The sequence below is a fragment of the Pseudomonas sp. NPDC089547 genome, from assembly GCF_050280665.1.
Taxonomy (GTDB): Bacteria; Pseudomonadota; Gammaproteobacteria; order Pseudomonadales; family Pseudomonadaceae; genus Aquipseudomonas.
This window is the reverse complement of record NZ_JBNNVS010000010.1, coordinates 97,383-110,419: the sequence shown is the minus strand read 5'-3', so window position 1 is coordinate 110,419 and position 13,037 is coordinate 97,383. Positions and strand designations below refer to the sequence as shown.

Genomic DNA, 13,037 nt, shown 5'->3' with positions numbered 1-13,037 from the left:
CGCCACACCCCTACAGGGTGCAGCCGGCTATCAAGGTTCTAGCGGTGGATGGGTCGCTTAGTAGCGGCCTCTCGGGGTGGCGCAGGGGACTGGCTCGCCAGCAGCCAAAGGCATGAAGCTGTCGCTGGCGGCGTCGTAGGCTTCGATTTTGCTGGTCTCGATGTCGTACACCCAACCATGGATGAACAGTTCGCCAGCGGCCAGGCGCGAGGCCACCGAAGGGTGGGTGCGCAGGTGGTGCAGCTGGGCGATGACGTTTTCCTTGGTCAGCACCTGCATCGTTTCGTGTTCGCTGCCGCACGAGCAGTTGTTCTCGACAACGGTGCGGGCCACTTCGGCGTGGCGCAGCCAGGCTCCGACGGTCGGCATCTTGTCCAGCGAATGCGGGTTGAGCACCGCGCGCATCGCGCCACAGTCAGAGTGGCCGCAGATGATGATGTGGTGCACTTTCAGTGCCAGTACGGCGTACTCGATGGCGCTGGAAACGCCGCCGTTCATCTGGCCGTATGGCGGTACCACGTTACCTACGTTACGGGTTACGAACAGGTCGCCTGGCGAGCTCTGGGTGATCAGCTCGGGGACAATGCGCGAGTCGGCGCAGGTGATGAACATGGCGCGCGGTGTTTGCGCAGTGGCGAGCTTCTTGAACAGCTCTTGCTGATCGGGGAAGACGTCATGGTGAAAGCGCAGAAAGCCATCGACAATGTGCTTCAGGGCGGCATCGGCGCTCTCCGCGGGGACCTGCGGAACGACCTTGGATGGGTCCTTGACGGGCATGATTCATCCTCTTGACGGTGTGTAGGTAAATCCATTTTACCGGTGAAAGATTCTGGCTATGCAGGGATTTAGATGACACGCACGGGCCATAGATCACAGTCGGTGTGGACTGATTTCCTACGCTAGCGGGGAAAACTTAACTGAAACTTAATTCGAAGGCTCTAGAACGGGTGTTCCAGATGCAAAAGGCGGGAAATGGATAATAGCAAAAAAACATCAAACGCCAATATGTATTAGCGCAATTATTAACTTGGATTAGTCAGATTCCGGGCTGGCAACAGGCCCCCTGTAGGAGCGGCCTTGTGTCGCGATGGGCTGCGCAGCAGCCCCCTCGATCTCACTGTATCCGAGATGTTGGGGCTGCTACGCAGCCCATCGCGACACGAGGCCGCTCCTACAGAGGTCGCGTAAGTATTGAATTTAAAACAGGGGCATCTGCCCGCCGGGCGGGCAGAAGGCCGAGCAGTCCAGCCCCTGCGCTTCCCGCCCTTCAAAGTCCAGGCGCTTCATGGCTTTGGCAAAACGCTGCGCCAGCAAATCGGCAAACACCCCTTCACCGCGCATGCGCGCACCAAAGCGGCTGTCATACAGCTCCCCCCCGCGGCTTTGGCGGATCAGGCTCAACACATGCGTCGCCCGTTGAGGGTAGTGGTCTTGCAGCCACTGTTCGAACAGCGGCGCCACCTCCAGCGGCAGGCGTAGCATCATGTAAGCCGCGCTCTGTGCACCCGCATCCTTGGCCGCTTCCAGCAGGCGCTCCAGCTCGCTGTCGTTAACCATCGGAATCATCGGTGAACACAAGACGCCCACGGGCACACCTGCCTCACGCAACACCCGGATGGCCCGCAAACGGGCCTTGGGCGAAGCCGCACGTGGTTCCAGCACTCGCTTGAGGTCGTCGTCCAGTGTGGTCAGGCTGATCATCACCCGCGCCAGGCGTTGCCGGGCCATCTCAGCCAGCAGGTCAAGGTCGCGCAGCACCAGTGCACCCTTGGTGACGATGGTCACCGGGTGTCGAAACCGCAGCAACACTTCAAGCAGGCGCCGGGTCAGCAACTGCTCGCGCTCGATCGGCTGGTAGGGGTCGGTGTTAGAGCCCAAATTGATCGGCGCGCACACGTAGCCAGGTTTGCTCAACTGCTGCGCCAGCACCTCGGCGGCGTTGGTCTTGGCAATCAGCTTGGTCTCGAAATCCAGGCCGGGTGAAAGGTCCCAATAAGCGTGGGAGGGCCGGGCATAGCAGTAAATACAGCCATGCTCGCAGCCGCGGTACGGGTTGATGGAGCGATCGAAGGGCAGATCAGGTGAGGTGTTGCGGCTGATTACCGTCTTGGCCGTCTCGATCCGTACCTCGGTGCCTTGGGTTTGAGGCACTTCTTGATACCAGCCGTCGTCCTCCACCACAGAATGGCTCGGGGCAAAGCGATTGTGCGGATTGTTCGCTGTTCCACGGCCTTTTAACGGTGCTGGAGAAATCATGACCCACCCCGGATACTGGTTTTATATACAGTATCGTGTGCATCGCTATCTTTCCAGCACCTCCGGTCAGCGGGGGTCATTTCAGCCCATGCCAGCGCAGGTAGGGTTCCTGGCTCGCTGGCCTGCCAAGAAATGCTTCAATGCTTTTGTTCAGTGGGCGGGATGCTCCGGGGGCGAACAGCGTCTCCTGAAGTGCCCGGCCTGCAGCCCGGTCAAGCAAGCCTTCAGACTCGAAGCGGGTGAACAGGTCGAAGGCGTACACATCGGACCACAGGTACGCGTAGTAGCCCGCATCATAGCCCTCCACCAGGTAGTCGAAGGCATGCGCCGGGTGTTCGAAGTCGTGCACAGGCCAATAGCCACAGCGCTTACGGGCTTCATTCAAGCGCTGCTCCAACGACCGGCCATCATCAGGCGTGCCGTGCAGATCCAGGTCGAACAGCGCCAGGCTCAGCTTGCGCGCGATCTCCTCCACGCCCAGTTGGCGCAAGTCATCCAGGGATTGTTTGGCCGAACGCCGGGTGAGCAGGCTGCCATCGCGCAGGGGCGAAGAAATCGACACAAGGTAATCTGCATCCCAGACCCAGCGCTCGAACAGCTTGCCAAACAGCTCCACACCATCGCTACCCAGTTCGGTAACACTGGACATTACATGGGTGGTGGTGCGTACCAGCAAATGGTGCAAGGCATGGCCAAACTCATGGAACAGCTTGCGCAGTGACTGGTGATCCAGCAATGGCTGACCATCAGCCAGTGTTTGCGGCAAATCACAGTAGACCACCACCGACGCTGCCTGGTAGATCCCCTCTGCATCCACCCGGCGGTTGCGTATGTACGTGGTGAACACCGAGTCTGGCTGCTTACCGGGATGCTGCATGGCGTCCAGATACAGGAAACCTATGAAGGCATGGTCCTGCCATACCTCGAAAGCTTGCACACTGTCGTGCCAGGTTCCCAGCGGCTTGGCCACTAGAGCTACGCCCAAGAGCTGTTGCGCCAGCTGCTGTAAAGCAGTGATGACAGCATTCAGCGGAAAGTACTCGCGCAAACTTTCGGTGGCCCGGCCGCTGCGCGCCGAGGCCTGCAGGTAGAGCATATCCCAAGGCTGGAGATCCCCCAGCCTATCGGCAGTGCTCTGGCGCTGCAAATCCGCACGCCACTGCAACATCACCGGCCGCACATGGCCGGCCAGGTCGTGTAGAAAACTGTGCACCTGGGCAACCGACCCCGCACTCTTGCGCTGCAAGCTCAATTCCAGGTGGCTGGCAAAACCAAGCAGTCGGGCTTTTTCCTCAAGCAGCCGGGCCAATTGCTCCAGGTAGGTGCGGTTATCCAGTTGAGGCTCCAGGCTGACGCCGCGAGCGTGATACGCACGGTACGCCCGCTCGCGCAATACGCGGTTGTCGGCATGCTTGAGCACTGCTTCAGTAGCCACGCTTTCGCACGCTATCAGCCAGCCCTGCTCACCTTCTTCCTGAGCCCTGGCGGCCAATTCATCGCGAACCCGTTGCGGGATACCACCAAGCTCGGCCTCATCGGTAATCACAAACCCCGGCCGGTTGATATTGGCGCGAAACGCCTGGCGTGCCGCGCCGATCAGCGCTTGAAGTTCTGTGAGCCGTGCCTTGCCCGTGCTGTCGAGCAATGCCCCGCTGGACGCGAACTTATCGAGATGCCAACGCAAGATTGCGCGTTTTCCGGCATCCAGATGCTTGCCAACTTCGCTTTTGGCCAAGCGCTCGTACAAATGCTGCAACTTGCTGTTGATCAGCTTCTGCTCCAGCTGCGCCATGGCCTGGCCATAGAACCCAATGATCGCGTTGGCCCAGTCCACGCCCCTGCCTATCAAAGGTGTGGTTGCAAAAAAAACCGCCAGCAGTTGGCTATCCAACTCATCAACCGCCAGCACCAGTTCATCCCAGGTAGGCATGGCCTGCTGCCCGGCAACGATTCGCTCGATACCTTGCGCATGCTGCAGCAGCACGTGGTCGAACGCAGCCGCCATGTTTTCGAGGGTGATTGCCGGGTAATCGACAGGGGTATGGCTTTTTTGCAGAAGCGGGTTGCCCATGGTGAAACACCTTGCTCGCAGGAAGAGCAGGTGAGCGTGCATGGCCAGTGGGCGGAGGGTGGCCTGACTATCTACCACCCGGGCATGGCGCCCGGGCGGCACAACAGACTTACTCGGTCGGTTTCTTCAGCTTCGGGTTGGGGAAAAACTGCACCGTCTGCACCTTGGCCGGCGCCGCTTTGGGCGCAAGGTGGTTAACCCGCGTACCCAGCTCTTTAGGCACCGACAAGCCCTGCTCGTTGAGGGTGTCGGTAAAGCCGCAAGCCACGCACTCGCGGTGCGGTACACCGTCCTCGTTCCACATCATCAGCTTGTCAGGCTCGCTGCACGCCGGGCATACCGCCCCGGCAATGAAGCGCTTCTTGGTCTTGTTCACAGCAACCTCGCTCATGCCGCAGCGCTCTCGGTGAGGCCACTGTGGCGCAGCAACGCATCGATGGAAGGCTCACGCCCACGGAAGTCGACAAACAGCTCCATTGGCTCGCGCGAACCACCGCGGGCCAGGATCGCCTCACGGAACGCGCGGCCGGTTTCGGCATTCAGCACGCCTTCTTCCTCAAAGCGCGAGAAGGCGTCTGCCGAGAGCACTTCGGCCCACTTGTAGCTGTAGTAGCCAGCTGCGTAACCGCCCGCAAAAATGTGCGCAAAGCTGTTAGGGAAGCGGTTATAGGCCGGTGGACGCATGACCGACACTTCGTCACGCACGCCTTCAAGCACTTGCAGCACGCTGCGGCCATCGCCATGGGTGGCATGCAGTTCGAAGTCGAACAGCGAGAACTCCAGCTGGCGCACCATCATCATGCCCGACTGGAAGTTCTTTGCCGCCAGCATCTTGTCCAGCAGGTCCTGGGGCAAGGGAGCACCGGTTTCGTAATGGCCGGAGATCAGCGCCAGGCCTTCCGGTTCCCAGCACCAGTTTTCCATGAACTGGCTCGGCAACTCGACCGCATCCCACGCCACGCCGTTGATACCGGATACACCGGCATGCTCGATGCGGGTCAGCATGTGGTGCAAGCCATGGCCGAACTCGTGGAACAGGGTGGTGACTTCGTCGTGGGTCAGCAGCGCCGGCTTGCCGGGTGAGGCCGGGGTGAAGTTGCACACCAGGTTGGCCACCGGGCTTTGCAGTTGGCCGGCAGCAGTGCGGCGGCGGTCACGGGCGCCGTCCATCCATGCACCGCCGCGCTTGTTGGCACGGGCGTAAAGGTCGAAGAAGAAGCGGCCGACGTGCTGGCCGTTTTCCTTGATCTCGAACAGGCGTACGTCCGGGTGCCAGCTGTCGAAGCCCTTGAGCTCGGCGATTTCGATGCCGTACAGGCGCTGCACGATGTTGAACAGGCCACCCAGCACCTTGTCGATCGGGAAGTAGGCGCGCAGGGCTTCCTGCGACACGCTGTAGCGCTGCTCGCGCAGCTTCTCGCCAAAGTACCCGGCGTCCCAGCTGGCCAGCTCAGGGCAGCCTTGTTCGGCGGCGTAGGCCTTCAGCTGCTCCAGGTCCTGGGCGGCAAACGGCTTGGAACGTTTGGCCAGGTCACGCAGGAAGCTCAACACCTGGTCGCTGGACTCGGCCATCTTGGTGGCCAGGCTCAGCTCGGCGTAGTTCTTGTAGCCCAGCAGTTCGGCCAGCTCCTGGCGCAGGCCAAGGATTTCCTGCATCACCGGGCCGTTGTCGTTCTGGCCGGCGTTCGGGCCCTGGTCCGAGGCACGAGTGCAGTAGGCGGCGTACAGCTCTTCGCGCAGGGCGCGGTCGCTGGCGTAGGTCATGACCGCGTAGTAGCTGGGGAATTCCAGTGTGATCAGCCAACCGTCGAGGCCTTTGGCCTGGGCAGCGGCAGCCATCTGCGCTTTGGCCGAGTCGGTCAGGCCGGCCAGCGCGGCTTCGTCGGTAACGTGCTTGGTCCAGGCCTGGGTGGCGTCGAGCAACTGGTTGGAGAATCGGCTGCCCAGCTCACTGAGCTTGCTTTGCACTTCGGCGTAGCGCTGCTGCTTGTCTGCCGACAGGTCGATACCCGACAGGCGGAAGTCACGCAGCGCATGCTCGAGAATAGTCTTTTGCGCCACGTCGAAACCGGCGGCTTCGGGGCTGTTGATCAAAGCCTGGTAGGCATCGAACAGCGCACGGTTCTGGCCCAGTTCGGTAGAGTAGGCGCTCAACGCCGGCAGGCACGACTCGTAGGCCTCGCGCAGTTCTGCGCTGTTGCACACCGCATTCAGGTGGCTGACCGGGCTCCAGGCAGCGCCCAGGCGGTCGTTCAGTTCGTCCATGGCCAGCACCAGGCCAGCCCAGGTAGGGGCCTTGCCCTGCTTGTCGAGGATCTCGGCAATGGCTTTACGGTTGTCGGCCAGGATCGCTTCGATCGCCGGCAACACGTGTTCGGCACGGATTTGCGAGAAGGGCGGCAGATCGTGGGATTGCAGAAGCGGGTTGTTCGCAGTCACGGTTTGGATACCTTGGCAGAAGAAACACTGCCCCATCTTAATTACAATCGACGCCGACCGCAGCAGGCAGCCTGCCTATCGGCACAGATGAGAGACGCTATCATGGCCATCCGAAGCTTCCAGCAACACACTCCGAAAGTTGGACTACGTGCCTTCGTCGACCGTTCGGCGGTGGTGCTGGGCGACGTGGAGATCGGTGAAGACAGCTCGATCTGGCCCATGACCGTGGTGCGCGGCGACATGCACCGCATCCGCATCGGTGCGCGCACCAGCGTGCAGGACGCCAGCGTGCTGCACATCACCCACGCCGGCCCGTTCAACCCGGACGGTTTCCCGCTGATCATCGGTGACGAGGTGACCATCGGCCACAAAGTGATGCTGCATGGCTGCACGCTGGGTAACCGCATTCTGGTCGGCATGGGCAGCACCATCATGGATGGCGCCATCGTCGAGGACGAAGTGATCATCGGTGCCGGCAGCCTGGTACCCCCAGGCAAGCGCTTGGTCAGTGGTTACCTGTACATGGGCAGCCCGGTGAAACAGGCCCGGCTGCTGAACGACAAGGAGCGCGCGTTCTTCTCCTACAGCGCCGGCAACTACGTGAAGCTCAAGGACCAGCACCTGGCCGAAGGCTACGACCAACCTGAATGACCGCATTCGCGGGCACGCCCGCTCCCACAGGGATAGCACAAGGCCTGAGGCCGGCGCTGTACCTGTGGGAGCAGGCGTGCCCGCGAAGAAGGCCACAACGCACTCAAGTGGACCCCGTACATGCACCAGCAAAACATCCTGTTCGACCTAGACGGCACCCTGACCGACCCGCGCCTGGGCATTACCCGCTCGATCCAGTATGCATTGGCCAAGCTGGGCATCGACGAGCCGGACCTGGCCCGCCTCGAGCACTTCATCGGCCCACCCCTGCTGCAAGCCTTCATGCAGTTCTACAGCTTCGACGAAGCGAAGGCCTGGGAGGCGGTCAACTTCTACCGGGAGCGCTTCCGCGTCACCGGCCTTTACGAAAACCTGGTGTTCCAGGGCGTGCCGGAGTTGCTCGAAGCCCTGAACGGGCAGGGCCGCACGCTGTACATCGCTACCTCCAAGCCCTGGGAATTCGCCCGCGAAATCGCCCGGCACTTTGCCTTCGACCATCATTTCAAGGTGATCTACGGCAGCGAGCTGGACGGCACGCGCACCAACAAGGTCGAGCTGATTCGCCATTTGCTGGATGAAGAAGGGCTGGACCCGGCGCAGACGCTGATGATCGGTGACCGCAAGCATGACCTGATCGGGGCCCGCAGCAATGGCTTGCAGGCAGTGGCGGTGGGGTATGGGTTTGGTAGCCGGGAAGAGTTGATGGCCGAAGAACCGGCTTTCCACTTTGCGACCCTGGCCGAGATGCATCAGGCATTTATCAAGGCTTGATGGCCCTGGGGGCTGCTTTGCAGCCCATCGCGACGCAAGGCCGCTCCTACAGGGAATCGCGTCAACCCATGCTACCCGGCCCCTTGTAGGAGCGGCCTTGCGTCGCGATGGGCCGCAACGCGGCCCCAAAATCTCACTGGCTAACCATCAACCGCTGCAACGCGACTTTCCTTTGCGCAATTGGCAACCGCCCCAATTGCTCGACCCGCTCATAAAACCGCGCCCAGTCTCCGTCAACCTCACGAAACACCGTCGCAAACGCCGGCACCCACTGGTCATACAGCCCAAACGGCAACAACTTGGCGTTGTTCAAAGGCCCATACATCCAAGCGTCATAGCGCTTGTCACCGCCCCACTGGCCATCGCGCACCTGCCGGTACTCCCGCCTCAAACGCTCAAACTCCGCCTGCTTGGCCTGCCGCTTGTGCGCATCATCCAGCGGCCCGGCATAAATCGCCTGCAACCGCTCGCGGCTGGCCAGCACCAGCCGTATGAACTGGTCACGCTGCTGCCCCTGATTCTCGCCAACCGCTGCAAGCCCACGCACCACGCGCCATTGCCGCGTGCCCTCCTGCTCGACGAAGGAGGCAAACGACTCGTTGAACTCGGTATCGTCCTGCACATAAAAGCGCTGGTGAGCCAGCTCATGGAAAATCAGCGTGGCCAGGCGCTCGTCGCCCCAGCCAACCATCGACGACAGGATCGGGTCATCGAACCAGCCCAGGGTCGAATAAGCCTCAACACCACTCACATAAACATCCAGCCCATCTTGCCGCATCAGCGCCGCCGCCCCGCGTGCAGCGCCTTGCTGGTAGTAACCGCGATAGGCCACGCACCCCGCGATCGGGAAGCAGTGCGTCAGCGGCTGCAACGACAACTCAGGGGTCGCGAATACATTCCACACCACATAAGGCCGACCCAGTTCGGCGTAAACCCGATAACTGCGGTTGTCCGGTAGCTTGAGTTGCTGGCTGGCAAATACACGCGCCTGCTCGGCATGTTCCAAGCGCGCGCGCAATTGCGCGGGCGTGGCCGGGTCGGCCACCACCTGCGCCACCGGCTGCCGTGCACGCAGCAGTTGCCATTGGCCCTCGGCCAACTGCCCGTAATAGCCAACGCTGCTGCAACCGTTCAGCAGGAACGCCGCCAGCAGGGGAACAAAACGGGTGAAAACGCGGTCGAGTGCCCCAGGGCCTGAGCGCTGTATAAGAAAAAGTCGAAGCATCCGGAACTGTCTGACTCGCTCAAGGCCGATTCGCTCCAAGACTATCTCGCCAAGGGGGAGTTTCGCCATGCGTGCATTGTTGGTCGCCGGCTCACTGTTGCTGCTATCTGCCTGTTCGACCTTGCCAGACCCGGACCCGAACCAGGCCTGGATCGACCTCACACCCTACGACAACACATCGCTGGACGCCGTGCAGGTCGATGAGCGCGACTGGGTCGATAACCGTTATTTCGAAGTGCAGCCCGGCAGCCATGAACTGACCGTGCGCTATCAGTTTCCGGTTACCCCCAGCAATATCGGCGCGGTGGACCAACCGCTGTGGCGCGATTGCCAGGTCAAGCTGACCTTCAAGGACTTCATGGCCGGGCAGCGCTATCAACTGCAAGCGGGCAGCATTGGTTTCCGTCCCTGGATCAAACTCTACGACCAACAGCAAAAACTGCTCGGGCAGGGCATGCCCGCAGGCTGCCAACGCACCTGAACCCCGCAAACGGCGCTATGCTTGTACCTTGTAAATCGCAAGTGGGAGTCTTGCCATGCGCCAGCCCATGATGCTGATCGCCCTCAGTGCGCTGGGGGCTTGCGCCAGCCCCTTGCCGCCCGTCGACCCCAAGCAGGCCTGGGTCGACCTCTACACCATGACCCCCGGCCGGGTGATCATGGCCGACCGCCTCGACGGTAAACGCCTGGAAGATGGCCGTTACTTCCAGGTCACACCCGGCAAGCACGAACTGGTGGTGCGCTTCGATTATGAAATCTACTCGGGCGGCATCATGAGCGAGCCACGAGACCGTACCTGCTACCTGACCGTGCGCTTTGATGACTTCAAGGCCGGTGAGCGTTATCGCCTGGAGGCGCGGGCGCCGGTGATGGAGCCGCAGGTGTTGCTGTATGACGCCAGCCGCAAGGTGTTGGTGAACGAGCCTAGCAACGTGTTCTGTATTCCGTGAATGGGGCTGCTTTGCAGCCCATCGCGACACAAGGCCGCTCCTACAAGGGATACGCGATCTCCTGTAGGAGCGGCCTTGTGTCGCGATGGGCCGCGAAGCGGCCCCAAAATCTCAAACCCTAACGATCATTCTTCTGGTAAATAATCTTCTTGGTTCCGCCATCACAAGTCCCGACCACCATGTTCTGGTCCTTGACCTCACTGTTGGGCACGATCTCCAGGGTGTAGGACGCCACACCCTGAGCCTGGATCTTGGCCTCGATCTCGGCTTTAAGCTCCTCGCACGGCTTGACCGCCGCCAAGGCAGACGTGCCGACCAGGGAAGCCAATACAGCGATTGCTACGCGAATCATGAAACGGCTCCTGAAGAGGCAGCATGCTGCCGACGCTGTTTAGACTACAGCAAAGCGCCACTGTTGCGCCGCTTCAGCCCACCAGCGCGGCATCCAGGCTGATTTTCGCGTTCAACACCTTGGACACCGGGCACCCTTCCTTGGCTTTGTTGGCAATCTCCAGGAATTGCGCATCGCTGGCGCCGGGAACCTTGGCCCTTAGCACCAGATGCACGGCAGTAATGGCAAAGCCATCAGGCAGCTTGTCGAGCGTTACTTCAGCGGCGGTGTCGATCCGGTCGGCAGTGAGCCCGGCTTCGCCCAGCATCATCGACAGTGCCATCGAGAAACAGCCCGCATGCGCCGCACCAATCAGCTCTTCCGGGTTGGTCCCCGGCGAGCCTTCAAAACGGGTATTGAAGCCGTAAGGGTTCTGCTTGAGCGCGCCGCTTTCGGTAGAAAGCAGGCCGGTGCCATCCTTCAGGCCACCTTGCCAGATCGCCGATGCTGTCTTTTTCATGATGCCTCCTGGTCATTCGGTTACGGGCTTATCGGTTCAGAGGGCAGCCACCCACCGCAAGTTCAGACCAATCGCACCGTAAGCATTGAATCCCCCGAATGTGCCCATACAGAGATGAAAAGGCCTCTGGCCAACCACCCTTGCGGAGGCTCCAATGACGCTACTGCGCGACCTGAAGATTTCCACCCTCGACCTGGTGCCCGTGCGCGCTGATGCCGGCCCTGCGCAGTCACTGCGCAACTCGCTGGACCTGGCGCAGCACGTCGAGCGTTCTGGCTACAACCGCTTCTGGGTGGCCGAGCACCACAACATGGACGGTATCGCCAGCTCGGCAACGTCGGTGCTGATCGGTTATCTGGCCGGCGGCACCTCGACCATTCGCGTAGGCTCTGGTGGGGTGATGCTGCCCAACCACGCGCCGCTGGTGATTGCCGAACAGTTCGGCACCCTGGCCAGCCTGTACCCGGGGCGCATCGACCTGGGCCTGGGCCGCGCGCCGGGTTCCGACCAGATGACGGCCTACGCCCTGCGTCGCGACCGCGCAGGCGGCCCGGACGACTTCCCGGACGATGTCGAAGAACTGTCGCGCTACCTCGGCCCACGCACTGATGATCAGAAAGTGATCGCCGTGCCGGGGCACGACACCGACGTACCCATGTGGTTGCTGGGCTCCAGCCTGTTCAGCGCTCAGCTGGCGGGCATGCGCGGCATGCCCTATGCCTTCGCTTCGCACTTTGCGCCGCGCTACATGCACGAGGCGATCCGCGTTTACCGCAACCACTTCAAGCCGTCGACCACGCTGGACAAGCCTTATGTGATGCTGGGCATCCCCATGGTGGTGGCCGAAACCGACGAAAAGGCCGAATACCTGGCCACCTCGGTGTACCAGCGCATCCTGGCGCTGATTCGGGGGCAGAGCCTGATGCAAAAGCCGCCGGTCGAGAGCATGGATGGCTTGTGGCTGCCGCATGAGCGGGATGCTGTGGGCAGCTTCCTGGGCCTGGCGATGATTGGCAGCCCGCAGAAGGTACGGGCCAAGGTGGAGGTGCTGCTGGAGCAGACCGGGGCGGATGAGCTGATCTTTACCTGTGACCTGTATGAGCATGCGGACCGGGTGCGGTCCTATGAATTGCTGGCGCAGGCCCTCAAGACCGAGTGAGCTTCTTCGCGGGCTCGCCCGCTCCCACAGGGATATCACACGGCCTGAGGCCAGTGCCGAACCTGTGGGAGCGGGCAAGCCCGCGAAGGGTCCAGCACATCAGCCGCGACGGTACACAATCTCCTTGGTACCCGCCTCACAGCTACCGATCACCTTGCCGGCCGGCTCGCCCTTGTTGACGATCTCCAGCTTGTATCCGGTGACGCCCTTGGCATCCAGCTTGGCCGCAATCTCTGCCTTCAGTTCCTCACACGGCTTGCCTGCTGCCAGCGCACCACCGGCCAAGGTCATCAGGCCCAGCGCCAGAATCAGTTTGTTCATCGATCGCTTTCCTTGTGCAGATGAAATGAGAAAGGGCGCCCGCCAAGGCGCCCCCTTTGTAATAACCCATCACGCCAGGCTATTCCAGCCCGGCAATGTGTCAGCTATTGGCGATGCGGAAGCCAACCTTCAGCGTGACCTGAAAGTGTGCCGCCTTGTTGTCGCGGATATGGCCACGGGTATCGACCACCTCGAACCACTCCAGGTGCTTGATGCTCTTGCCGGCTTCGGCCAGGGCATTGTTGATCGCCTCTTCGATGCTGGTGGGCGAAGACCCCACCAGTTCGATCTTCTTGTAGGTGTGATGATCGGTCATGAGCACTCTCCTTGGGTGACGGTGATT

Annotated in this window: 15 protein-coding genes; 5 read left to right on the top strand and 10 right to left on the bottom strand. The window is 61.3% G+C overall.

The genetic code is table 11. The annotated features are described in order from the left end of the window. Positions 1–57 precede the first annotated feature (57 nt). The 5 genes from ACQKPZ_RS09855 to prlC all read right to left on the bottom strand — a co-directional run bounded on the left by ACQKPZ_RS09855 (position 58) and on the right by prlC (position 6,802). On the bottom strand, positions 58–777 hold the full coding sequence (locus ACQKPZ_RS09855; RefSeq protein WP_201206648.1) for a carbonic anhydrase: 720 nt from the start codon (positions 775–777) through the stop codon (positions 58–60). 420 nt (positions 778–1,197) lie between these two features. After that, on the bottom strand, positions 1,198–2,256 hold the full coding sequence (locus ACQKPZ_RS09850; RefSeq protein ID WP_427537279.1) for a PA0069 family radical SAM protein: 1,059 nt from the start codon (positions 2,254–2,256) through the stop codon (positions 1,198–1,200). 76 nt (positions 2,257–2,332) lie between these two features. Then, positions 2,333–4,327 (bottom strand): M3 family metallopeptidase, encoded by a 1,995-nt coding sequence (locus ACQKPZ_RS09845; RefSeq protein ID WP_427537276.1) that lies wholly within the window; start codon positions 4,325–4,327, stop codon positions 2,333–2,335. Between the two features lie 109 nt (positions 4,328–4,436). Continuing rightward, positions 4,437–4,718 carry a YheV family putative zinc ribbon protein gene (locus ACQKPZ_RS09840; RefSeq protein ID WP_391131933.1) on the bottom strand — a complete coding sequence of 94 codons (282 nt, stop codon included), beginning with the start codon at positions 4,716–4,718 and terminating at the stop codon, positions 4,437–4,439. Then, positions 4,715–6,802 (bottom strand): oligopeptidase A, encoded by a 2,088-nt coding sequence (gene prlC / locus ACQKPZ_RS09835; protein WP_427537273.1) that lies wholly within the window; start codon positions 6,800–6,802, stop codon positions 4,715–4,717. Before prlC ends, ACQKPZ_RS09840 begins: the two co-directional genes overlap by 4 nt. Before the next feature lie 66 nt (positions 6,803–6,868). Between prlC and ACQKPZ_RS09830 the strand changes: the two genes are divergently transcribed. Both ACQKPZ_RS09830 and ACQKPZ_RS09825 read left to right on the top strand, forming a co-directional pair. Next, entirely contained in the window at positions 6,869–7,417 is a 549-nt protein-coding gene (locus tag ACQKPZ_RS09830; protein ID WP_016497395.1) for a gamma carbonic anhydrase family protein, read from the top strand. A gap of 120 nt (positions 7,418–7,537) precedes the next feature. Beyond that, entirely contained in the window at positions 7,538–8,188 is a 651-nt protein-coding gene (locus ACQKPZ_RS09825) for an HAD family hydrolase (protein ID WP_403203046.1), read from the top strand. A gap of 133 nt (positions 8,189–8,321) precedes the next feature. On the opposite strand, the gene ACQKPZ_RS09820 is transcribed toward ACQKPZ_RS09825, so the two are convergent. After that, the gene (locus ACQKPZ_RS09820; protein ID WP_427537379.1) at positions 8,322–9,395 is read right to left on the bottom strand and encodes an aminopeptidase; all 1,074 of its coding nucleotides are present in this window, start codon (positions 9,393–9,395) and stop codon (positions 8,322–8,324) included. An 85-nt stretch (positions 9,396–9,480) separates the two neighbouring features. On the opposite strand from ACQKPZ_RS09820, the gene ACQKPZ_RS09815 reads away from it, so the two are divergent. Next, positions 9,481–9,894 (top strand): hypothetical protein, encoded by a 414-nt coding sequence (locus ACQKPZ_RS09815; RefSeq protein ID WP_427537270.1) that lies wholly within the window; start codon positions 9,481–9,483, stop codon positions 9,892–9,894. A 55-nt stretch (positions 9,895–9,949) separates the two neighbouring features. Then, positions 9,950–10,363, top strand: a complete 414-nt coding sequence (locus ACQKPZ_RS09810) for a hypothetical protein (protein WP_016484244.1) — start codon at positions 9,950–9,952, stop codon at positions 10,361–10,363. Positions 10,364–10,481: 118 nt separating this feature from the next. Here the strand turns inward: ACQKPZ_RS09810 and ACQKPZ_RS09805 are convergent, their stop codons facing one another. Both ACQKPZ_RS09805 and ACQKPZ_RS09800 read right to left on the bottom strand, forming a co-directional pair. Beyond that, complete coding sequence (locus ACQKPZ_RS09805) at positions 10,482–10,715, bottom strand: DUF1161 domain-containing protein (RefSeq protein WP_427537267.1); 234 nt, start codon at positions 10,713–10,715, stop codon at positions 10,482–10,484. Positions 10,716–10,788: 73 nt separating this feature from the next. Beyond that, the gene (locus ACQKPZ_RS09800; protein ID WP_391131920.1) at positions 10,789–11,214 is read right to left on the bottom strand and encodes an OsmC family protein; all 426 of its coding nucleotides are present in this window, start codon (positions 11,212–11,214) and stop codon (positions 10,789–10,791) included. 154 nt (positions 11,215–11,368) lie between these two features. Here ACQKPZ_RS09800 and ACQKPZ_RS09795 point away from each other — a divergent pair, with 154 nt between their 5' ends. After that, on the top strand, positions 11,369–12,373 hold the full coding sequence (locus ACQKPZ_RS09795) for an LLM class flavin-dependent oxidoreductase (protein WP_427537264.1): 1,005 nt from the start codon (positions 11,369–11,371) through the stop codon (positions 12,371–12,373). Positions 12,374–12,472: 99 nt separating this feature from the next. Here the strand turns inward: ACQKPZ_RS09795 and ACQKPZ_RS09790 are convergent, their stop codons facing one another. Then, a complete protein-coding gene (locus ACQKPZ_RS09790) occupies positions 12,473–12,694 on the bottom strand; it encodes a DUF1161 domain-containing protein (RefSeq protein WP_016484240.1) in 222 nt (73 codons plus the stop codon). A 100-nt stretch (positions 12,695–12,794) separates the two neighbouring features. Beyond that, positions 12,795–13,010, bottom strand: a complete 216-nt coding sequence (locus tag ACQKPZ_RS09785) for a dodecin (RefSeq protein WP_003253076.1) — start codon at positions 13,008–13,010, stop codon at positions 12,795–12,797. Positions 13,011–13,037: the final 27 nt, after the last annotated feature.